General features: G+C 71.0%; 23 protein-coding genes, 2 tRNA genes and 1 riboswitch. Of the genes, 18 read left to right on the plus strand and 7 right to left on the minus strand.

Going from position 1 to position 19,089, the window contains the following annotated elements:
* Nucleotides 1-93 precede the first annotated feature (93 nt).
* Nucleotides 94-498 carry a DUF7144 family membrane protein gene (locus FH608_RS34635; protein WP_139634584.1) on the plus strand — a complete coding sequence of 135 codons (405 nt, stop codon included), beginning with the start codon at nt 94-96 and terminating at the stop codon, nt 496-498.
* 39 nt (nt 499-537) lie between these two features.
* Nucleotides 538-1,005, plus strand: a complete 468-nt coding sequence (locus tag FH608_RS54510; protein WP_139634585.1) for an HIT family protein — start codon at nt 538-540, stop codon at nt 1,003-1,005.
* On the opposite strand, the gene FH608_RS34645 is transcribed toward FH608_RS54510, so the two are convergent.
* The gene (locus FH608_RS34645) at nt 932-1,492 is read right to left on the minus strand and encodes a DinB family protein (protein WP_139634586.1); all 561 of its coding nucleotides are present in this window, start codon (nt 1,490-1,492) and stop codon (nt 932-934) included. The two genes, FH608_RS54510 and FH608_RS34645, sit on opposite strands and share 74 nt — an antisense overlap.
* A gap of 61 nt (nt 1,493-1,553) precedes the next feature.
* On the opposite strand from FH608_RS34645, the gene FH608_RS34650 reads away from it, so the two are divergent.
* On the plus strand, nt 1,554-2,501 hold the full coding sequence (locus tag FH608_RS34650; RefSeq protein ID WP_139634587.1) for a helix-turn-helix transcriptional regulator: 948 nt from the start codon (nt 1,554-1,556) through the stop codon (nt 2,499-2,501).
* Between the two features lie 39 nt (nt 2,502-2,540).
* Here FH608_RS34650 and FH608_RS34655 read toward each other — a convergent pair whose 3' ends face one another.
* Nucleotides 2,541-3,743, minus strand: a complete 1,203-nt coding sequence (locus FH608_RS34655; protein WP_139634588.1) for an FAD-dependent oxidoreductase — start codon at nt 3,741-3,743, stop codon at nt 2,541-2,543.
* A gap of 96 nt (nt 3,744-3,839) precedes the next feature.
* Between FH608_RS34655 and FH608_RS34660 the strand changes: the two genes are divergently transcribed.
* The 4 genes from FH608_RS34660 (at nt 3,840) to FH608_RS34675 (ending at nt 6,633) form a co-directional block, all read left to right on the plus strand.
* Nucleotides 3,840-4,472, plus strand: a complete 633-nt coding sequence (locus FH608_RS34660; RefSeq protein ID WP_139634589.1) for a TetR/AcrR family transcriptional regulator — start codon at nt 3,840-3,842, stop codon at nt 4,470-4,472.
* Nucleotides 4,473-4,534: 62 nt separating this feature from the next.
* Nucleotides 4,535-5,146, plus strand: a complete 612-nt coding sequence (locus tag FH608_RS34665; protein ID WP_139634590.1) for a dihydrofolate reductase family protein — start codon at nt 4,535-4,537, stop codon at nt 5,144-5,146.
* Between the two features lie 59 nt (nt 5,147-5,205).
* Nucleotides 5,206-5,300, plus strand: a riboswitch (SAM riboswitch).
* A 7-nt stretch (nt 5,301-5,307) separates the two neighbouring features.
* On the plus strand, nt 5,308-5,943 hold the full coding sequence (locus FH608_RS34670; RefSeq protein WP_139634591.1) for a GNAT family N-acetyltransferase: 636 nt from the start codon (nt 5,308-5,310) through the stop codon (nt 5,941-5,943).
* Between the two features lie 21 nt (nt 5,944-5,964).
* Nucleotides 5,965-6,633, plus strand: coding sequence for a flavin reductase family protein (locus FH608_RS34675; RefSeq protein ID WP_139634592.1), 669 nt, complete (start codon nt 5,965-5,967; stop codon nt 6,631-6,633).
* Here the strand turns inward: FH608_RS34675 and FH608_RS34680 are convergent.
* From FH608_RS34680 to FH608_RS34690, 3 genes are read right to left on the minus strand one after another with little or no spacing between them, the layout of a single operon-like run.
* The gene (locus tag FH608_RS34680; protein WP_139634593.1) at nt 6,610-7,128 is read right to left on the minus strand and encodes an NUDIX domain-containing protein; all 519 of its coding nucleotides are present in this window, start codon (nt 7,126-7,128) and stop codon (nt 6,610-6,612) included. The two genes, FH608_RS34675 and FH608_RS34680, sit on opposite strands and share 24 nt — an antisense overlap.
* A 12-nt stretch (nt 7,129-7,140) precedes the next feature.
* Nucleotides 7,141-7,884, minus strand: coding sequence for an ABC transporter permease (locus tag FH608_RS34685; protein WP_139634594.1), 744 nt, complete (start codon nt 7,882-7,884; stop codon nt 7,141-7,143).
* Entirely contained in the window at nt 7,865-8,806 is a 942-nt protein-coding gene (locus FH608_RS34690) for an ATP-binding cassette domain-containing protein (RefSeq protein WP_139634595.1), read from the minus strand. Before FH608_RS34690 ends, FH608_RS34685 begins: the two co-directional genes overlap by 20 nt.
* 238 nt (nt 8,807-9,044) lie before the next feature.
* Between FH608_RS34690 and FH608_RS34695 the strand changes: the two genes are divergently transcribed.
* The 6 genes from FH608_RS34695 to rpmG all read left to right on the plus strand — a co-directional run bounded on the left by FH608_RS34695 (nt 9,045) and on the right by rpmG (nt 11,691).
* On the plus strand, nt 9,045-9,587 hold the full coding sequence (locus tag FH608_RS34695) for an AAA family ATPase (protein ID WP_226900158.1): 543 nt from the start codon (nt 9,045-9,047) through the stop codon (nt 9,585-9,587).
* Between the two features lie 50 nt (nt 9,588-9,637).
* Entirely contained in the window at nt 9,638-10,600 is a 963-nt protein-coding gene (locus FH608_RS34700) for a lysozyme (protein WP_193318800.1), read from the plus strand.
* Between the two features lie 100 nt (nt 10,601-10,700).
* Entirely contained in the window at nt 10,701-10,931 is a 231-nt protein-coding gene (locus FH608_RS34705; protein ID WP_139634597.1) for a transposase, read from the plus strand.
* 39 nt (nt 10,932-10,970) lie between these two features.
* Nucleotides 10,971-11,043: transfer RNA gene (locus FH608_RS34710), tRNA-Thr, on the plus strand.
* 338 nt (nt 11,044-11,381) lie between these two features.
* Nucleotides 11,382-11,455, plus strand: a tRNA-Met gene (locus FH608_RS34715).
* A gap of 71 nt (nt 11,456-11,526) precedes the next feature.
* Nucleotides 11,527-11,691 carry a 50S ribosomal protein L33 gene (rpmG, locus tag FH608_RS34720; protein ID WP_019632658.1) on the plus strand — a complete coding sequence of 55 codons (165 nt, stop codon included), beginning with the start codon at nt 11,527-11,529 and terminating at the stop codon, nt 11,689-11,691.
* A 135-nt stretch (nt 11,692-11,826) separates the two neighbouring features.
* On the opposite strand, the gene FH608_RS53950 is transcribed toward rpmG, so the two are convergent.
* Nucleotides 11,827-13,413: an ATP-binding protein gene (locus tag FH608_RS53950; protein ID WP_394367721.1), complete on the minus strand. Its 1,587-nt coding sequence runs from the start codon at nt 13,411-13,413 to the stop codon at nt 11,827-11,829.
* 277 nt (nt 13,414-13,690) lie between these two features.
* A complete protein-coding gene (locus tag FH608_RS54515; RefSeq protein WP_139634599.1) occupies nt 13,691-14,761 on the minus strand; it encodes an AfsR/SARP family transcriptional regulator in 1,071 nt (356 codons plus the stop codon).
* Nucleotides 14,762-15,102: 341 nt separating this feature from the next.
* On the opposite strand from FH608_RS54515, the gene FH608_RS34735 reads away from it, so the two are divergent.
* From FH608_RS34735 to FH608_RS34755, 5 genes are all read left to right on the plus strand, one after another.
* On the plus strand, nt 15,103-15,552 hold the full coding sequence (locus FH608_RS34735) for a MaoC family dehydratase N-terminal domain-containing protein (RefSeq protein WP_139634600.1): 450 nt from the start codon (nt 15,103-15,105) through the stop codon (nt 15,550-15,552).
* Nucleotides 15,552-15,980 (plus strand): MaoC family dehydratase, encoded by a 429-nt coding sequence (locus FH608_RS34740; RefSeq protein WP_139634601.1) that lies wholly within the window; start codon nt 15,552-15,554, stop codon nt 15,978-15,980. Before FH608_RS34735 ends, FH608_RS34740 begins: the two co-directional genes overlap by 1 nt.
* Before the next feature lie 53 nt (nt 15,981-16,033).
* Nucleotides 16,034-17,212 (plus strand): hypothetical protein, encoded by a 1,179-nt coding sequence (locus tag FH608_RS34745; RefSeq protein ID WP_139634602.1) that lies wholly within the window; start codon nt 16,034-16,036, stop codon nt 17,210-17,212.
* Nucleotides 17,213-17,223: 11 nt separating this feature from the next.
* Nucleotides 17,224-18,261 (plus strand): UDP-N-acetylmuramate dehydrogenase, encoded by a 1,038-nt coding sequence (locus FH608_RS34750; RefSeq protein ID WP_226900159.1) that lies wholly within the window; start codon nt 17,224-17,226, stop codon nt 18,259-18,261.
* Nucleotides 18,262-18,486: 225 nt separating this feature from the next.
* Entirely contained in the window at nt 18,487-19,053 is a 567-nt protein-coding gene (locus tag FH608_RS34755; protein ID WP_139634603.1) for a TMEM165/GDT1 family protein, read from the plus strand.
* Nucleotides 19,054-19,089: the final 36 nt, after the last annotated feature.

The raw sequence follows: 19,089 nt of genomic DNA on the forward strand, positions 1-19,089 counted from the left end.
ACTGGACGCCATCATAGTCCCATATGTCTGTTTATGTAGCTTTATGTTCTTTCTGTCCGGTTGTGCGGGGAGGGGTCGGGGAAGATGTCCTGGATGACCTACCAACACACGCGACAGGTGACCGGCTGGGTCGGCTGGATCTGGTTCGGCGGCATGATGATGATCCTTTCGGGGTTCTTCGACATCATCACCGGCCTCACGGCTCTCCTGGCCGACCGCGTCTACCTGCAGGCGCTCAACCGGCTCGTGCTCGTCGACGTCATCAGCTGGGGCTGGGTCCACCTCGGCCTGGGCATCGTCATCCTGGCCACGGGAGTCGCCGTCATCCGCGGACAGGACTGGGCCAGGATGGTCGGCGTCATCCTGGTGATGCTGAACGCCCTCACCCAGCTGACCTGGATCGCCGTGAACCCGTGGTGGTCGCTCGCCGTCATCGCGGTGGACGTGCTCGTGCTGTACGCGCTCATCGTCCACGGGCGCGAGGCCAAGCTCGACTGACCGGGGCCGCTCCGCCCTGGGAGTGCGATCATCGGGTGGATGGACGACTGCACCTTCTGCGGGATCGTCGCCGGGCGGCTCCCCTCGTTCCGTGTCCTCGAGGACGAGCACACCCTGGCGTTCCTCGACATCCGTCCCGCCTCACGCGGGCACACCCTGGTCGTACCGCGCGAGCACGCGCCCGGCATCTGGGCGATCTCCGAGGCCGCGCACGGACGTGTCGCCCGGATGGTGCATCGCGTGGCCGCGCTGCTGAAGGCGGCGCTCGACCCCGACGGCGTGAACGTCAGGCACGCCACCGGCGAGGCCGCCGGGCAGGACGTCCTCCACTTCCACGCCCACGTGATCCCGCGATGGCACGGGGACGGACTGCCGGCACCCTGGAGTGCTCAGCGGGCGTCACCCGGCCACCTCGGACGCGTTCTCGCGCAGATCACTTCCCCTTCCACAGATGAAGGTCGCGGAGCAGGCACACCTCGGCCAGGTGGTGGATCAGCTCGCGGTTGATGTGCAGCGCCAGCTCCGCCATGGAGCGGTCGGCGAACGGTCCCTCCTCCCCGCACGGGCGGGCGAGCTCGGCTTCCCCGAGCGACTCGACCCCGGCCAGCCACGTGGCGTACTCGGCGTCGAGCTGGGCCAGCGCCTCCGACGCGGTCGCCGCGTACTCGTACGAGTGGTAGTCGGTGGAGGCGCGGCCGAAGTGCGTGGCGTTGCGCACCGCGAGCACCCCGACGATCACGTGTCCAAGCCGCCAGGCGATCGTCGTGACCGGTGCCGGCTCGGGCATCGGCATCGCGAAGTCGATGGTCATCGCGCCGGACCCGGCCTGGACCGGCGCGGTGCCGGTGCCGCGCGGGCGGACGTTCCAGCAGCCGGGCACCGGCTCCCAGAAGTACTCGTCGTCGGTGAGCCCGTCGAGGCGGTCGCGCAACTGATGGGTCCAGTGCCAGGAGATCTGGTCGCGGATCAGTGAGTTCCAGTTCTGCTCGGTCATGGTGCCATCCTGAGACAGATACCGGACAGAATCGGTCCGTGATGGGGAGAATGATGTCCGTATGAGTGTGGAGTCGACGACCGAGCGGGTGCTGCGGCTGCTGGGGCTGCTGCAGCGGCGGCCGTCCTGGACCGCCGCCGAGCTGGCCGCCGAGCTGAGCGTCACCGACCGCTCGGTGCGCCGCGACGTGGAGCGGCTGCGCGCGCTCGGCTACCCCGTGCACGCGGCGGCGGGCGTCGGCGGCGGCTACCAGCTCGGCGCGGGCACCCGGCTGCCGCCGCTGCTGCTCGACGACGAGGAGGCGATCGCGACGGCGGTGTCCCTGCGGCTGGCGTCGGGGGGCACGGTCGCCGGTGCGGGCGAGGCGGCGCTGCGGGCGCTCGCCAAGCTCGACCAGGTGATGCCGCCCCGGCTGCGCGCCGAGGTGCGGACGGTGCACGGCGCCACCGAGACCCTGGTCGGCCCGGGGGTCGAGATCGACCCCGAGCTGCTGGTGACGCTCGCGCGGGCCTGCCGCGACGCCGTACGGGTGCGCTTCCGGTACGCCGGCCGCGACGGCGACGAGCACGAGCGCACGGTCGAGCCGGTGCGGATGGTGGCCACCAACCGTCGCTGGTACCTGATGGCCTGGGACGTCGACCGCGACGACTGGCGCATCTTCCGGCTGGACCGGATGCGCGAGGTGTCGGCGACGACCTGGCGCTTCCGTCGCAGGGAGCATCCTGACCCGGTCTCCTACGTGCAGCGGGGCATGACGGAGGCGCCGTACCGGTATCTCGTCCGGGTACGCCTGCGCGCCCGGCCCGAGCAGGTGCGGGAGCTGGTGCCGCCTCAGGTGGCGAGGGTGGAGGACGACCGCGACGGGTGGTGCCTGCTCGTCGCCGGCGGCGACGATCTCGACTGGCTGGCCATGCACGTGGCCAGGCTGGGTTTCGAGGCGGAGGTGCTGGAGCCGCCGGAGCTGCGCGAGGCCGCCGCCCGGCTCGCCCGCCGCCTCTCCACGATGTGACGCCCGCCGCCCGAGCCGCGGACGGGCGGGGCGGCGGCGTCAGTACGGGCGGCCCGCCGGCAGCTGTCCGAGGTCGTGGTCGTAGAGCCAGCCGGTGCCCTTCTCGTAGAAGCGGTTGAAGAAGAACGGCATCATGATCTCGCGGAGCCGGGCCGCGACCGGGCCCGCGGTCTTGGCGTCCCGGTTGGCGGCGGCGCTCCTGGCCAGCTTGCCCGTACGGTCGTGGCGGATCCGGTCGAAGGCGGCCAGGGCGGCGGGGATGTCGGCCGTGGCGGACAGCTCGCGGGCGAGGGCGATGGCGTCCTCGACGGCCATGGAGGCTCCCTGCCCGGCGCCGACGGGATGGGCCGCGTCGCCGACGAGCACCGTGCGCCGTCCGTCGTGGCGGCGGGTCACCGGGGGCAGGACGTGCAGCAGCGTCGCGGCCGTCACCGCCGAGGACGCGCGGATCACCGCGTGCGGGGTCTGCTCCGTGGCGAACAGCCCGGCCAGCTCGCCCAGCGTGACGGCGGCGGGGTCGGCGGGCGGGTCGGCGGCGGCGACCTGCGCCGACCACCAGACGGTGCCGTCGGGGGCGGGCAGGTAGATGAAGGCGCCGCGGCGGGCGAAGACCATGTTGAAGCCCTGGGGCCGGTCGCCGGGCAGGTGTACGGGGCGATCGGTGACGCCGGAGATCGAGTACAGGCCCGCGTAGCTCGGCCAGGGGGCTGTGGGGTCGATCGTCTGACGGGTGGCGGACCAGATGCCGTCCGCCCCGACGACCAGATCGGCCCCGGCCGTGAGCGGTCCGTACGGGTCGGCCCCCGCCTTGAGCGCGCCGTACGGGTCGGCTCCGGCCGTGAGCGGGCCGGAGGGAGCGGGGCCGAGGCGCGTGCCGACGGCGATGCGGGCGCCGGCACGCGTCGCCTCCTCCCGCAGGGCCCTGACCAGGTCGGCGCGCATCAGCGTCACGCTGTGCAGCGGGTCGCCGCCTCGCCGCCCGCGCGGCACGTCGCCCAGCAGCCGGTCCCGGCCTGACCACATGCGCTGCCGCTCGACCGGGAAGCCCGCCCGCTGGACCGCTTCGAGGCATCCGAGGGCCTCCAGGCCGCGCAGCCCGTTGACCGACAGGCTGACGAAGGACCCGACGGGCCCGGCGGGATCGTCGTACGCCTCGTACACCGTGACGTGCGCCCCGATCCGGGCCAGCGCGACCGCGCTCGCCGAGCCTGCCACGCCTCCGCCCACCACCACTACCCGCACGACACATCCCCCTGAACTCGGATTCGGTGAATAAGAATTCGGTGAAACTGGCCTCAGTATGCTGAGGCAGGCCAACGGCGTCAAGAGGAGGTTCCGGTGGGAGTGCGCAAGGCCAGGGCGGCGGAGACGGAGGCGGCGCTCAAGGAGGCCGCCCGGCGGCAGTTCATGGAGCGCGGCTACCTGAACACGAAGATCACCGACATCACGGCCGCCGCCGGCCGGGCCACCGGCTCCTTCTACGACCACTTCGCGAGCAAGGAGGACCTGCTCCAGGCCTTGCTCGCCGACATGCACGGCAAGGCGCACGAGCACTTCGAGGAGGAGCACCCGCCGCACGACCTCACGGACCACGACCAGCTCCGCGAGCACCTGGCGGTGGCCTGGCGGCTGATGCGCGACAACCGGCCCGTCATGATCGCGCTGTTCGAGTCGGCGATGGCCGCGGGCCCCGGCGCGGGCGAGAGCTGGCGGCGCCTGGTCGAGGACACCCGCATGCTGCGCGAGCACCTGGAGCACCTACGCGAGCTGGGACGCCCCCTGCCGGGCGATCCGGAGCTGGTCGCGGCGGCGATGGGCGGGATGCTGTCGATGCTCGCGTACGCGCTGACCCCCGGCGACCCCGCCGTCGGCGGGCCCGACGACGAGGTGGTGATCGACACCCTCACCCGGCTCCTGCTGCACGGCCTCGCCGGCCCGGGCGCTCCCGGCCCTGAGGCGGATCACCGATGACTTCCGGCGGGCCGCGTTGTCTGTTATGGGTAAGCAGGCATCACGACTCCGGTGGAGGACCCATGAAGAAGATCGTCGCGCAGCTGTTCATCGCTCTCGACGGCGTGGTCGAGGCCCCCGACCAGTGGCATTTCCCGTACTTCAACGACGAGATGGGCGCCGCCGTCTCCGCCTCGCTCGGCACGGTCGACACGCTGCTCCTCGGCCGCAAGACCTACGACAGCTTCGCCGGGGCCTGGCCGGAGCGCGAGGAGGCCGGCGGCGAGGACGCCCCCTTCGCCAAGGTCCTCGGCGACGCGCGGAAGATCGTCGTGTCGCGCCAGCAGCTCGAGTTCACCTGGCGCAACTCCGAGCTGATCGACGGCGACCTCGTCGAGGCGGTCCGGGCGCTGAAGAACGAGCCGGGTGAGGGCACCATCGGCATGAGCGGCTCGGTCTCGGTCGTCCGGCAGCTGCTCGCGGCAGGGCTGCTGGACGAGCTGCACCTGATGGTGCACCCGATCGCCGTCCGCAAGGGCATGCGGCTGTTCGACGAGGGCGAGCCGTCGATCCCGCTGCGGCTGGTGTCCTCCGAGATCTTCAAGACGGGGGTGCTGAACCTCGTCTACGCCCCCGCCGGCTCGCCCGGTGAGGCCGGCTACGACGAGGCGAAGGCGCACCTGCCGCAGAGCTAGAACCCGGTGCCGGCGGTTTGACGCGGTTCCCGGGGCACGGGCATGATCGTCATCACCGAGATTCATCCAGAGGACCCGAGGGACCTGGCCCTGCGACGGTCCGGCAACCTGCCCGTTGAAGCGGGAAAGGTGCCAAGGCCAGGAGCGATGAGGAGGCCCTGATGAGCCTGCGGCTCGATGTTCCCGTGCTCCGCGGATCGCTCGTGCGGCTGGAGCCGCTGTCGATGGACCACGCGCCGGATCTGGTCCGGGCGGTCGAGGAGGACCGCTCGTCGTACGCGTTCACGATGGTGCCGAGGGCCGCCGAGGTGGCCGACTACCTGGAGACCCAGCTCGGCCGCCCCGGTCTGACCCCGTTCGCGCAGATACGCGTGGCGGACGGGGCAGCGGTGGGCTGCACCGGATTCTGGGATCCCCGCTCGTGGCCGGGGCGCGAGGCGCTGCGGGCCGTCGAGATCGGCTGGACGTGGCTGGCGGCGTCCGCCCAGGGGACGGGGCTCAACGTCGAGGCGAAGCTGCTGCTGTTCACGTACGCGTTCGAGACGCTGGGGGTGGCCCGCGTCGACCTCAAGACGGACGCCCGCAACCAGCGGTCGCGGCGGGCCATCGAGCGGCTCGGCGCCCGCTTCGAGGGCGTGCTGCGCAACTGGTCGCCGTCGTGGGCGCCGGGCGAGGCCGGGCGGCTGCGCGACTCGGCCATGTTCTCCGTGGTCGAGGCGGAATGGCCGGAGGTCAGGGCGCGGCTGCACGCCGTGCTCGGAACGCGACGTCCGAAGGCCGCCAGCGCGGGGGCCTAGGCGTGCGCGACCGTGAGAGCCATGACCATGACTGTCGAACACCAGCATGTCCGGATTGAGCCAAACATTCTCTACTTCGGCACCCCCGTCGTCCTGATCTCGTCGTCGAACGAGGACGGGACGCCCAACCTCGCCCCCATGTCGTCGGCGTTCTGGCTGGGATGGCGGGCGATGCTGGGCTTGAGCGCGCGCTCCAAGACCGCGGGAAACCTGGTCAGGACGGGGGAGTGCGTGCTCAACCTCCCGTCCGACCGGCTCGCCGCGGCGGTCGACCGGCTGGCGCTCACGACCGGCTCCGATCCCGTGCCGGAGCGCAAGCGGGAGCGGGGCTACCGGTTCGTCGCGGACAAGTTCCGGCGGGCCGGGCTCACCGCCGTCCCGTCGGAGACGGTGGCGCCGCCGCGCGTGGGCGAGTGCCCGGTGAGCATGGAGGCCGTCTTGGAGCGCCGGCACCCGGTGGACGACGGCGGGATCCTGGCGTTCGAGGTCAGGGTGCAGCGGGTGTGGGTGCACGAGGACATCCGGATGGCGGGGACGAGCGACCGCATCGACCCCGACGCGTGGCGTCCGCTGATCATGAGCTTCCAGAAGTTGTACGGGCTGAGCGGCCAGGTGCATCCCTCCACGCTCGCCCGCATCCCCGAGCACCTCTACCGGAGTGACGATCTAGAGCGGGCCCGGTCCCTCTAGCCCCGTTCCGTCCAAAAGGGGCAGCCAGGTGCGGTCGGGGCACAGGCGGGCGATCTCCGACGGCGGCAGCCAGGCCGCGGAGGTGCTCTCCGAGCCCGCCGGCGGGTGCGTCGGCGGGCCCGGATGCGGCAGCCGCGCCCGGAACATCGCCATGTACGTCAGCGACGGGTAGCGGTAGCCGGCGGGCGCGGCGTCCAGCAGCTCGATGCGCTGCCAGGCGAAGGGGGACAGGGCGGAGCCGGGCAGCCGCAGCCCCGTCTCCTCGTACAGCTCCCGGACCGCGGCCTCGGCGGCGCTCTCGCCGGGTTCGAGGTGGCCGCCGGGGATGTCCCAGCCGCGGCCCTCGGTGCCGACGCGGGTCATGAGGGTCCTGCCGGCCAGGTCCGAGACGAACGCGAACGACGACGTGGTCTTGTCCAGGGGAGGGACGCTCCGGGAGAGGATCACGTCGAGCCGGTGGCGCACGGGGATCCAGGGGACCGTCAGATGAGTCATCCTTCAAGGGTCTCAGACGCCCTTGCGCATGGCCCGGTTGCCCAGATAGAGGCCGATCGCGGCGATCGCACAGGTGGCGGCGGTGCCGTACAGGACCGAGGGGTCGGCCAGGTTCCCGGAGAAGAGGGCGCGCTGGGCGTCCACGAGATACGTGACCGGGTTGAGGTGCCCCAGCACGCGGAGCCAGCCCGGAGCCGTCTCCATGGGGAGCAGCACCCCCGACAGGAGCAGCAGCGGGAAGAGAACGGACTGGCTGACGACGTAGAAGAGGGTGCCGCTCGGCGCGGACTTGATGGCCAGCACGAACGACAGCGACCCCAGCCCGACGCTGAAGACCAGCAGTTGCGCGAGGCCCGCGAGCACCCCGGCCGGGTGCAGGACGAAGCCCAGCGGCAGGGCCAGCAGGACGATCAGCACCGCCTGCGCCAGGAGCACGACCACGGCCTTCATGGCGCGGCCCACCAGCATCGCCGTGCGGCTGAGCGGGGTGACCAGCATGCGCTCCATGGAGCCGCCGATCAGCTCGACCAGCAGCGTGTAGCCGGCCGACAGGGGGCCCGTCAGGCACATCATGACCAGGATGCCCGGCACGAACCACTGCCACGACGACCCGACGGCCCCGTCCAGTTGCGATCCGAACAGGAACAGGAACAGCAGCGGCTGCCCCATCTCGAAGAGCAGCCCGGCGGGCTCGCGCACGGCGGGTTTGAACTCGCGGGAGAAGACGGTGGCGGTGTCACGCAGGAATGTCGTCATCGGTGATGCTTCTCCCGGTAAGAGCGAGGAACACGTCGTCGAGGGTGGGGCGGGCGGTCTCGGCGGTGGTGACCTTGATGCCGGAACCGTCCAGGGCTCTGAGGTAGTCGGGGAGCGCGGCGGCCGCGTTGGGGACGCGCAGGCGCACGGTCGTGCCCTCCGCGTCGCCGCCGCCGATCCCGGCGGCCCTGCGGGCCTCCTCCTCCGCGCTGGTGGTGATCGTGATGTGGTCGCCGGCCAGGTCGTTCTTGAGCTGCTCGGCGGTGCCGTCCGCGATGATCCGGCCGTTGTCGATGATCACCACGCGTTCGGCCATGTTGTCGGCTTCCTCTAGGTAGTGGGTGGTCAGGACCAGCGTCGTCCCGTACGCCTCCCGCAGCCGGAGGATGTGCTGCCAGATGTCCGCGCGGCTCTTCGGGTCGAGGCCGGTCGAGGGCTCGTCGAGGAACAGCAGGTCGGGGCGGTGGATGAGGCCGAGCGCGATGTCCAGGCGGCGGCGCTGGCCGCCTGACAGCGTGCCGGGCAGCCGGGCGGCCAGCGGCTCCAGGTCGAGCAGGCCGAGCAGTTCGTCGGCGCGGGCGGCGGCCTGCCGGGTGCCGAGGCCGTAGCAGCGGCCCTGGGTGACGAGCTCGTCCCGGACGCGGAAGTTCTCGCCCGCGCTGGTGCGCTGGCCGACGTAGCCGATGCGGGCGCGCACGCCCGCCGGGTCCCTGGCCACGTCGTGGCCCGCCACCGTGGCGGTGCCGGAGGTGGGCGGGAGGAGCGTGGTGAGCATGCGGAGGGTCGTGGACTTGCCGGCGCCGTTCGGGCCGAGGAGCGCGACGAGGCGCCCCGCTTCGACGTCCAGGTCGATGCCGCGTACGGCGTGCACCGCCTGCTTCTTGACTTTGAACACTCGGGTCAGACCCCGGGCGTGGATCATGGTCGGCCTCCTCCGGGCATGGCGAAGAAACCCCTGGTCGGGGCCGTGATTGAGGATCGACCCAAGTTTGTGCAGCTCTGATCCGGTTTGGCAAACGCGAATGTCACGTACACAAACCCCTCTGACCTGCGCGAACGCCGTCCTGCACCGAGGCCCGCGACGGCGAGTTTCCGGGCGCTGAGGTGCGGGTTCACCGACGGGCGGAAGATTTTCGCCGGCTCTGGCACGATGCTGGCCCATGGGGCGATTGGTGGTGCTGGTGAACGGGCTGCCCGGGTCGGGGAAGACCACGCTCGCGCGTGCGCTGGGGCGGGCGCTCGGCCTGCCGGTCTTCAGCAAGGACGACCTGAAGGAGACGCTCGCCGACATGCTCGAACGCCCTCCCGGGGTGGAGGCGCGCGACTGGAGCAGGCGGCTCGGGACCGCCGCCGGGGAGAGCCTGTGGACGCTGCTGGGCAGCGCCGGGCCAGGCGCGGTCCTGGAGAGCCCCTGGCTCGCGCCGCTGCGGCCGGTGGTGCTCGCCGGGCTGGAGCGGGCCGGCGTCGAGCCCGCGAGCGAGGTGCGCGAGGTCTGGTGCGAGGTGCCGACCGATCTGGCCAGGCTCCGGTACGAGCGGCGCACGCGGCACGCCATCCATCTGGACGTCGAGGTCGGCGACGAGCGGTGGCGGGAGTGGGCGGCGGGGGCGCGACCGCTGAGCCTCGGCACCGTCATTTGCGTGGATACATCAAAACCCGTTGATATTTCCGGACTTGCGGGGTTGTGTCAGGCTCCGCAATGATCTCCGGCGTGAAACGACTGTTGTTATTCGCGGTAATTGCCACTTTTGGGATGAGCGGGGTCGCGCAGGCGGCCGATGGTGTTCCCGGGGTCGACGTCAGTAACTGGACCGGCGACATCGACTGGGCGAGCGTGGCCTCGGGCGGCGGGAAGTTCGCGTTCGTCCAGGCCACCGAGGGGACGAACTACCTCAACCCCAGTTTCGACGCGCAGTACGGCGGCGCCGCGGACGCGGGCCTGATCCGGGGCGCATATCACTTTGCGCAACCGCACGAATCCAACGGAGCGGCCCAAGCCGACTATTTTCTCCAGAACGGCGGCAACTGGGTCGCGGACGGGCTGACGCTTCCCGGAGTGCTCGATATCGAGGACAACCCGTACAAGGACAAGAACGGCAAGAACAGCTGCTACGGCCTGTCCACCGCGGACATGGTCACCTGGATCAAGGACTTCACCACGAAGTACCAGCAGGCGACCGGCCGCCACGCGATCATCTACACCACCACGAGCTGGTGGCGGACCTGCACCGGCAACTCCGGCAAGTTCGCCGCCAACCCGCTCTGGCTCGCCCGCTGGGGCGGCGACCCCGGTGAGCTGCCCAAGAGCTGGAAGAAGCACACCTTCTGGCAGTCGGCGGAGAAGGGCACGCTGGCCGGCGGGCAGAACTCGTTCAACGGCTCGGAGTCCCAGCTGAAGGAGCTGGCCAACCCGCCCGCCAAGGCGACGGTCTCGGGCACCGCCAAGAGCAGGACGACCTACACGATCACGGTCGCGAACACCGGCCCGCACCCGCTCAAGGACGTCAAGATCTCCGGGCGCACCTTCGGCGGGCAGCGCGTGGTGTGGGCACGCGGGTGCAAGTTCAGCGGCACGGCGCTGAAGTGCGAGGTGAAGGAGGTGCCGCGGAACCACAAGGTGACGTTCACCATCAAGACCAGGCCGTCGCGGTCGAAGGGCACGGTCGGGATCAACGTCACGGTCGGGCCGGTGAAACTCACCCTCAAGGCACGATGACGCCTGAGGAGCCTCCCGTGGCCGCCTGACCCGTTCGGTATGGATGTAACGCCTGTGGCGCGGCGAAAAATGAGAGACCCGGCGGATACTCTGTGCCGCTATGGAAAGGCGATGGGTCGGCCTCGACGGCTACGAGGTCGTGGGCGTGGTGCGCGGCGGGCGGCAGGTCCTGCGGGTGCGCAGGCACGGGCGGGTGGTCGCCGACTGCACCTCCGTCGCGGAGGTGGCCGGGCACCTCGATCTGGCCGATCTGTGCGAGGTCATCGACCTGCCCGCGCGGCGACGCGCGGGGGAGTGCGCGGAGGCCAGAACGAGTTCGCATCATCGGTGAGTGCCGTGTATGGTTACACCTGTCCGCAGCGCCGGACAGGCCCCTATAGCTCAGTCGGCAGAGCGTCTCCATGGTAAGGAGAAGGTCAACGGTTCGATTCCGTTTGGGGGCTCATCTTCTGAACAGGCAAAACGCCCGGTCCGAGAGATCTCGGAGCCGGGCGTTCTTCGTTTGCCCCGTTCGCCGTTCGGCCCGTTCTTTGTTCGCTCGTTCGCCGTCCGGCCCGTTCGTCAGTTGCGGCCGGCCGCTGCTACGCTGGCTTCCGCCTCAGTTCGTGGGATCTTCGCGCCGGGGGCGGCCGCTCGGGGGCGGCGGGTGTCGGCGGGTAATGGATTTCGGTTGTCGGGGGACCTGAGGCATACTGGGAGCACCCCACCCGATCGGGCGAGTTACGTAGGTGCTCACCGCGTCGGGTATCCTCTACGGGGCCGGGGTCGTTACCGGCTCAAAGGCGGAGTAGCTCAGTCAGGCAGAGCAAACGGCTCATAATCGTTGTGTCGCCGGTTCAAGTCCGGCCTCCGCTACTGCCCATCCCCAGGTCGACCGGCCTGGGCACGGGCGTGTCCATGTCCCGAACGTAGAAAGGCACTCCCAAGTGGCTGCCACCGACGTTAGGCCGAAGATCACGCTGGCCTGCCAGGAGTGCAAGCACCGCAACTACATCACGCGGAAGAACCGGCGCAACGACCCGGATCGGCTTGAGCTGAAGAAGTACTGCCCCAACTGCCGCTGCCACCGCGCGCACCGCGAGACCCGCTAGGTCTCCCGGGCAGGCTTCCAGCCCGCTACTCCTGCATATCGCACAACCGGCGTCCTGCAACAGGGCGCCGGTTCGTCGTGTCCGCCCCCCTGATGCCGCATGCGGACGTTCCTGGGCCGGGGCGGCCGTAGCCGCTCAGCGCCTCGCGTCGGCAGGCTCGGCGACCGGCGCCCTCGCCGTGTTGCCAAGGGCCGTGTCGTCGCGCCGGGCCGTGGTGCGGAGAAGGGTGAGGGCGGCGTCACGGGCGTGGGCGGCGGCGCCGGGGTCGCTGAGGAGGTCGGCGACCGTGGTGGCGCCCTCGAGGAGCACGAGGAGTTGCCGGCCGAGGGCGGCGGGGTCGGCGACTCCGGCCCGGGCCGCGATGTCGATGAGCAGGTCGAGGTAGCGTCCGAGGTGCCGGGCGGCGATCGCGGTGGCCGGATCGCTGTGTCGTTGGGCGGCCGCGTTACCGATTCCGCAGCCGCGGAAGTCCGGGTCGGCGTACCAGCGGGCAAGGGCGTCGAAGATCGCTGCAAGCTGGCGGGCGGGGTCGTCGCCGGCGTCGTCGGCGGCCTGGGCCAGCCAGCGTGTGACGCGGTCGCTGCGCGCCTCAAGGACTGCTCGGATGAGTCCGTCCTTCGAGCCGAAGTGGTGGTACAGCGTCTCTTTCGTGATCCCCGCGTGGGCGCACAGTTCGTCGATGCCGACGCCGTCGAGCCCGCGCTGGTAGAGGATGCCCGTCGTCGCGTGCAGGATCGCGGCTCGGGTGCGGTCGTTCTTGCTGGTGTATACGGCGTAGTCGACGAACCATCGTGCCCGGGCCCGCACCTGCGGGTCGTCGATGTCGTCGAATGCCGTGGCGGACGCGCGGGCGCGGGCCGCGTCCTCGCCGTCCACGTTGGTCAGCAGTTCGATGCCGGCCTGCCATGCCTGGGCAGTGGCGCGCAGAGAGACGGGTGCCTCGCCGTCGGCGGCGAGCGCCCGTTGGAGCAGGTCGCGGGCCAGGCTGAGCCGGCCGAGCTGGAACCAGCACCACACGAGACTGGTGACCAGTTCGAGGGCGCCGGTGGCGTCGTTCTCGCCGATCATGCCGCCCAGCGCAGTGCACAGGTTGGTGTTCTCGCGCGCCACACGGTCGAGCCACTCATGTTGTTCGGGGCCCCGGATCTGCGGTTCAGCGCGCTTGGCCAGGTCGAGGTAGTAGCGGTGGAAGAGACGGCGGACGCGGTCCAGCTCGCCCGCTTCACTCAGGCGGCCCAGGCAGTATTCGGCGATGGTCTCCAGGAGCTGGTATCGGGGGCCGTCCGGGGTCTCGGTCACCACGACCAGGGAGCGGTCGACGAGGCGGGACAGCACGTCGATCACCGTATCGGGGGCGATCTCGTCGCCTGCGCACACGGTCTCCGCCGCGGGCAGGATGCAGCCGCCGGCGTGGACGGCCAGCCGGCGCAGCACGATCCGGTCCGGCTCGGTGAGCAGGTCCCAGCTCCAGTCGAGCAGCCCGCGCAGGGTCTGCTGACGTTCAGGTGCGTCGCGGCGGCCGGCGGCGAGTAGCTGGAAGCGGTTGTCGAGACGGTTCACCAGCTCGTGGACGCCCAAGGCTGGAACGCGGGTGGCGGCCAGCTCAAGCGCCAGGGGCAGGCCGTCGAGGCGGCGGCACAGCTCGGCGACCTGGTCGGCGTTGTCGGAGTTCAGGGTGAAGCGCGGCGACACCGCGGTGACGCGCTGGACGAACAACTGCATGGCGCCGCTCTGGGCCAGGTCCGCGGACGATGCGGCGGGATCGGGCAGAGCGAGCGGCGGGACCGGCCAGACCGTCTCACCGTCCAGAGCGAGCGGTTCGCGGCTGGTGGCCAGGATCCGCAGTCCAGGCGCCGCGCGCAGCAGTCGTTCGGCCAGCTTGGCGACGGGTTCGATGACGTGCTCGCAGTTGTCCAGCACGAGCAGCAGGCGTCTGCCGTGCAGGGTGTCAGCGACCCTCTCGCTTGGCAGGAGGGAGATCCCGCTCTCGGAGGTGTCGTCACGGAGGCCGATGGAGGCCGACACCGTACGTGCCACCTCCTCGACTCCAGGCGACCATGCGCTCGCGTTGCGGCCATCGCCGGTCCGGCATGTCCCGGCCAGCTCGACGAGCCAGACACCATCGGGCAGGTCTTGAACCATCCGGTTGCCGGTCTCGATGGCGAGCCGGGTCTTGCCCACCCCACCGGGGCCGGTGAGAGTCACCAGCCGGCCCGCGGCCAGCAGGCAACGGATCTCGTCGACTGCCTGGTCGCGGCCGACCAGGCTGGTGAGCGGGGCGGGCAGATTGGTGCGCGCAGGTGCCGGCGGGGCCGCCGGGCTCAGGGCGGGGTCCTGCTGCAGGATGGCCTCTTGCAGGGCGGTGAGTTCCCGGGCTGGGATCCAGGCCGAGTTCCTCGGCCAGTTGCCCGCGCAGTTCGGCATAGCTGGCCAGGGCCTCGCTCGGGCGGCCACACCGGTACAGGGCGCGCATCTGAATCTCGCGCAGCCGTTCGCGCAGCGGGTGCTGCCGCACCAGGTCGGACAGCTCGCCGACAAGCATGCCGCACTCGTCGAGCTCCAGCCGGGCCTCGGCCTGCGCCTCCAGCGCGGTCAGCCGTTGTTCCTCCAGGCGCTGAGCGGCCGAGCGTGCGAAGTTCTCGTCGGCGAACTCGGCGAACGCCGGCCCTCGCCACAGCGCCAGCGCCTCGGCCAGCATCGCGGCGCGGGCACGCGCGTCTCTGGTCTGTCGCGCCCGCGAGGTCAGCTCGGCGAAGGTTTCGGCGTCGGTCTGGCCGGGTTGGGCAGTGAGCCGGTATCCCGGCGGGTAGGTGGCCACCAGGTCATCGCCGCCCGGTTCGGCCTGCTTCAGCGCGTGGCGCAGGCGGGACACCTTCAGCTGGAGCGCGCTGGTGGGGTTGGCGGGAGGATCGTCGCCCCAGAGGTTGTCGATGAGCCGCTCGACGGAGACCGGCTGGCCCTGGCAAGCGAGCAGGGCGGCCAGCAACGATCGCACCTTGGTCTCCGCGACCGTCACCGGTACGCCATCCGCGGTCCATACCTGGACCGTGCCCAGCACGCCAAAGCGCATATTGCCAGGTTAACGCCATAGTCAACAGTAAAGTGACACCCGCTCGAGCACGCCGCTCCAGCACCTTCCTGAGACTCCCAGGGACAGTTGTCACCTGCCAGAGATGACTGTCAACAAGATCGACTTTTGGCTGTCTGGAGTGGGGAGTCGATGCACCCGGCCGTGGGCAGCTCGCCCCGTCCGGCCAGGATGCGCAGCCGGCCGCGTAAGCGTCCGGCGAGCCGTACAGGATGGGAAGAAGGAGCGCGGGGCAAAGACAGAGCAAGGAGACGGGACAGCCGAACGTTGTTCTGTTACCGTCGGGCTCGGCAGCGCTCGTTGGGACGTGCGAGGGGGCACCGATGGCCTTGAACCGTGACTTCGTGGGCAGGACATATCCGCCCAGCGCGCCCTACGAGGTCAGCCGGGTGAAGATCAAGGAGTTCGCCGCCGCGATCGGCGACAACAACCCGCTCTACCGCGACAAGGACGCCGCCCAGGCCGCCGGATACCGCGACGTGATCGCGCCCCCGACGTTCCCCATCGTGTTCAGCCTCCAGAGCGGCGGCGAGGCGCTCGTCGACCCCGACCTCGGGCTCAACTTCGCCATGGTGGTCCACGGCGAGCAGCGCTTCGAGTACGTGCGCCCGGTGTGCGCCGGGGACCGGCTCGTCATGACGGCGACGATCACCGACATCCGCACGGCCGGGCGCAACGAGCTGCTGACGGTCAGGAGCGACGTGGCGACGGTCGAGGGCGAGCCGGTCTGCGTCACCTACAACACGATCGTCGAGCGCGGAGGGGCCGGTTGATGACCGCCACGGTGAAGTACGACGAGGTCGAGGTCGGGCAGGAGATCCCCGCCGCCGACTACCACGTGCGCAGGCTCAACCTGGTGATGTACGCGGGGGCTTCTGGGGACTTCAACCAGATCCACTGGAACGAGCGGTTCGCCAAGATGGTGGGGCTGCCGGACGTGATCGCGCACGGGATGTACACGATGGCGCAGGCCGGGCGGTTCGTCACGGACTGGGTGGGGGATCCCGGGGCGGTCGTGGACTTCGGGGTGCGGTTCTCGTCGATGGTGGTCGTCCCGGACGACGACCAGGGGGCGACGATCACGGTGAGCGGCGTGGTGGAGGAGAAGCTCGACGACAAGCGGGTGGTCGTCGGGCTGATCGCCAAGTCGGGCGACGCGCAGGTGCTGTCCAAGGCCCGGGCGGTGGTCCAGCTCTCCTGACCCGTGCCGGCGCGGATGATAGGTCCGGCGGGTCGCGGGTAGCGCGTCAGCTTATGACTGAAGCTGCGCGACAGGTCTGGCCCACGGTCCGCTCGATCCCGGTCTCCGCTGTGACCGACGCCAAGCCGCCCGCGCACCTGGGGCCCGCGCGGGTCGAGCGGGTGGCGGGCACCTCCGGCACCGGGCGTGACACGGCGGGCGGCCCGGGCGCGACGGCCGATGAGGGTACGGGCGCGAAGGCCGAGGGCAGGGGCGCGAAGGCCGAAGGCAGGGGCGCGAAGGCCGAGGGCACGGGCGCGAGGGCAGGAGCGGGAGAAGGCGCGCGCCCATCGGGAGGTCGTGCGAACGGCGGGGCGACCGGGGTCGGGACGGCGGGGGTACGGCATCGGGGGACGCACGCGCGTCTCGACCCGGCCGCCGAGCTGGGCTTCTCGGGAGCGCCGGGCGAGCAGGGCGACGCGGCCGAACCCATGGTGCACTCCCAGCGCACCTGGGACGGCACGCTGGCCACCAACCGCCTCGACGAGCTCGGCGTCAACCTGGAACGCCGGCGCATGGAGACCAAGGACATCACGGTCAGCGTGGGCATGCTGGTCGACGGCTGGCCGGGGGACGTCAGGAAGAGCGTGCAGTCGGTGATCGACCACACGAACGCGCGGGTGCTCGCCCTCGACCTGGGCGGCCTCGACGGGGCCGGCGAGGTGCTGGACGAGCTGGCCGGCCGGTATCCGGAGCGGATCGCGGTGTGGCACGTCACCGAGCTGCCGCACTGGCGCGGGGGCACGGCGACGTGGGGCGAGAGCCGGACGAAGTTGCTGCAGCTCGACGAGGCGGAAGTGCACGTGCTGATGGGGACCGACGTGGAGCTGCGCGGCGACGCCCTGACCCCGCTGGTGGCGGCCGTGGCGCAGGGCGCGGTGGCGGCCGGGTGGCACGGCGCGGACCTCCCGGACGCAGACGGAGATGGGGCGAAGGCGGGGAAGGTGGGGGCGCTTGGCGGGGAGCTCATGGCGGTGCGGCGGGCCGCGGCGTTGGGGGCGATGCCCGGGGACGCCAACTACGGCAGGAACGCCGACCTGGAGCTCTCGCTCGCCCTCGACGGCGACCTGATCGTCCCGGAGGAGACCCTCCCGGTCGCGCACCTGGGTGAGCACAAGGTGGACCCCGAGTACGACGAGCGCGAGTCCCGGCGCAACCACGAGGCCGTGCTGCGCATTCTGGGCACCTCATAAGCTAGTGGCCCATGGAGATGCTCGCGCCGTACACCACGCTGCGCCTCGGCGGCCCCGCCCGCGACTTCGCCGACGCCACCACGGCGGAGCAACTGGTCTCCGTGGTGGCCGAGGCCGACATGAACGCGGTGCCGACGCTGATCCTGGGCGGGGGCAGCAACGTCGTGGTGGCGGACGAGGGGTTCGACGGGCTGGTCGTCAAGGTGTCGACCCGGGGGGTGGCCGTCTCGCGCGACGGCGAGCAGGCGGTGGTCACGGTCCAGGCGGGGGAGGACTGGGACCCGCTGGTGGCGCGCGCGGTGGCCGAGGGGTGGGCCGGCATCGAGTGCATGTCGGGCATCCCCGGGCAGGTCGGCTCGACGCCCATCCAGAACGTCGGAGCGTACGGGCAGGAGGTCGCCCAGACGATCCGGTGCGTGCGGGCCTATGACCGGCGCACCAGGCAGGTGGTGGACCTGGAGGCCCGGCGGTGCGGGTTCGCCTACCGTGACAGCCTGTTCAAGCGCGAGCCGGCCCGGTACGTGGTGCTGGCGGTGACGTACGCGCTGGATATTTCGGAAATGTCGGGTCCGGTGGCATACGAGGAGCTGGCCCGGCGGCTGCGCACCGAGGTCGGCGGCCGGGTGCCGCTGGCCAGGGCCCGCGAGGCGGTGCTGGAGCTGCGGCGCGGCAAGGGCATGCTGCTCGACCCGGACGATCCCGACAGCCGCAGCGCCGGCTCGTTCTTCACCAACCCGGTCCTCTCGGCCGAGCAGGCGCGGGAGCTGGCCGTCCGCGCCCCCGGGCATCCGCGCTGGGAGCTGCCCGGCGGGTCGGTCAAGGTGTCCGCCGCGTGGCTGATCGAGCAGGCGGGCTACCCCAAGGGGTACGAACGCGGGCCCGTCCGCATCTCCACCAAGCACACGCTGGCGCTGACCAACCCCGACGGGGCCGCCACCACCGGCGACCTGCTCGCCCTCGCGCAGGAGGTCCGCGACGGAGTGCGCGAGAAGTTCGGGGTCACGCTGGTCAACGAGCCCGTTCTGGTCGGCTGCTCGCTTCCGGAATAGGGCATGTCGAGGTGGCTGTTAAGGTGGGTGAGTAACCGAAGGGGAGTAGTCCCAATCGCGTGATCGACACACTGGCGCTCCGGCGCCCGGTCACGCGGGCCTCACAGCGGGCGGACGAGACCTTCGGCCTGGCAGCTATGTTGACTAGTCGCTGCCGGGCCGAAGTCGCGTGCCCGAATTCTCCCCGGGTTCCTGCTTCCGGCCCGGTCGCGCGGAAGAGGACCGTTGGAAGCCTTCTGGATCAGTCTCGTCGCCATCTTCGTGGCCGAGCTCGGCGACAAGAGCCAGCTCATGGCGATGACGTTCGCGACCCGATTCAAGATGTGGCCCGTGCTCGCGGGCATCACGATCGCCACTACCGTGGTGCACCTGGTCAGCGTCGCCGTGGGCGGCCTCATCGGTGATGCGCTGCCGACGACGGCCATCTCGGTGGTGGCCGGGCTGGCCTTCCTCGGCTTCGCTGCGTGGACGCTGCGCGGCGACGAACTGACCGAGGACGAGTCGCGCAAGGCCCAGCGCACCACCAGGAACGCCCTGGTCGCGGTGACCGTGGCGTTCTTCCTGAGCGAGCTGGGCGACAAGACCATGCTGGCCACGATCACGCTGGCGACGCAGCACGGCTGGCTCGGCACGTGGATCGGCTCGACGGTCGGCATGGTGGCGGCGGACGCGCTGGCCATCCTGGTGGGGCGGCTGCTGGGCAGGCACCTGCCGGAGAAGGCCGTCCGGTACGGCGCGGCGGCGGCGTTCGCCGTCTTCGGCGTCGTGCTCCTCGCCCAGGCGATCCTCTGACCCAGGAACGAGCCTCTGCCAGACAGATGGGCAGGC

It is taken from the genome of Nonomuraea phyllanthi, assembly GCF_006334985.2.
GTDB lineage: Bacteria > Actinomycetota > Actinomycetes > Streptosporangiales > Streptosporangiaceae > Nonomuraea > Nonomuraea phyllanthi.

What these genes read in the sequence shown, in the direction of transcription:
- FH608_RS34635 (WP_139634584.1), top strand. Translation starts at nt 94, where the DNA reads ATGACCTACCAACACACGCGACAGGTGACCGGCTGGGTCGGCTGGATC.
- FH608_RS54510 (WP_139634585.1), top strand. Translation starts at nt 538, where the DNA reads ATGGACGACTGCACCTTCTGCGGGATCGTCGCCGGGCGGCTCCCCTCG.
- FH608_RS34645 (WP_139634586.1), bottom strand. Translation starts at nt 1,492, where the DNA reads ATGACCGAGCAGAACTGGAACTCACTGATCCGCGACCAGATCTCCTGG.
- FH608_RS34650 (WP_139634587.1), top strand. Translation starts at nt 1,554, where the DNA reads ATGAGTGTGGAGTCGACGACCGAGCGGGTGCTGCGGCTGCTGGGGCTG.
- FH608_RS34665 (WP_139634590.1), top strand. Translation starts at nt 4,535, where the DNA reads ATGAAGAAGATCGTCGCGCAGCTGTTCATCGCTCTCGACGGCGTGGTC.
- FH608_RS34670 (WP_139634591.1), top strand. Translation starts at nt 5,308, where the DNA reads ATGAGCCTGCGGCTCGATGTTCCCGTGCTCCGCGGATCGCTCGTGCGG.
- FH608_RS34675 (WP_139634592.1), top strand. Translation starts at nt 5,965, where the DNA reads ATGACCATGACTGTCGAACACCAGCATGTCCGGATTGAGCCAAACATT.
- FH608_RS34680 (WP_139634593.1), bottom strand. Translation starts at nt 7,128, where the DNA reads ATGACTCATCTGACGGTCCCCTGGATCCCCGTGCGCCACCGGCTCGAC.
- FH608_RS34685 (WP_139634594.1), bottom strand. Translation starts at nt 7,884, where the DNA reads ATGACGACATTCCTGCGTGACACCGCCACCGTCTTCTCCCGCGAGTTC.
- FH608_RS34690 (WP_139634595.1), bottom strand. Translation starts at nt 8,806, where the DNA reads ATGATCCACGCCCGGGGTCTGACCCGAGTGTTCAAAGTCAAGAAGCAG.
- FH608_RS34695 (WP_226900158.1), top strand. Translation starts at nt 9,045, where the DNA reads ATGGGGCGATTGGTGGTGCTGGTGAACGGGCTGCCCGGGTCGGGGAAG.
- FH608_RS34700 (WP_193318800.1), top strand. Translation starts at nt 9,638, where the DNA reads ATGAGCGGGGTCGCGCAGGCGGCCGATGGTGTTCCCGGGGTCGACGTC.
- FH608_RS34705 (WP_139634597.1), top strand. Translation starts at nt 10,701, where the DNA reads ATGGAAAGGCGATGGGTCGGCCTCGACGGCTACGAGGTCGTGGGCGTG.
- FH608_RS53950 (WP_394367721.1), bottom strand. Translation starts at nt 13,413, where the DNA reads ATGCAGTTGTTCGTCCAGCGCGTCACCGCGGTGTCGCCGCGCTTCACC.
- FH608_RS54515 (WP_139634599.1), bottom strand. Translation starts at nt 14,761, where the DNA reads ATGCGCTTTGGCGTGCTGGGCACGGTCCAGGTATGGACCGCGGATGGC.
- FH608_RS34735 (WP_139634600.1), top strand. Translation starts at nt 15,103, where the DNA reads ATGGCCTTGAACCGTGACTTCGTGGGCAGGACATATCCGCCCAGCGCG.
- FH608_RS34740 (WP_139634601.1), top strand. Translation starts at nt 15,552, where the DNA reads ATGACCGCCACGGTGAAGTACGACGAGGTCGAGGTCGGGCAGGAGATC.
- FH608_RS34745 (WP_139634602.1), top strand. Translation starts at nt 16,034, where the DNA reads ATGACTGAAGCTGCGCGACAGGTCTGGCCCACGGTCCGCTCGATCCCG.
- FH608_RS34750 (WP_226900159.1), top strand. Translation starts at nt 17,224, where the DNA reads ATGGAGATGCTCGCGCCGTACACCACGCTGCGCCTCGGCGGCCCCGCC.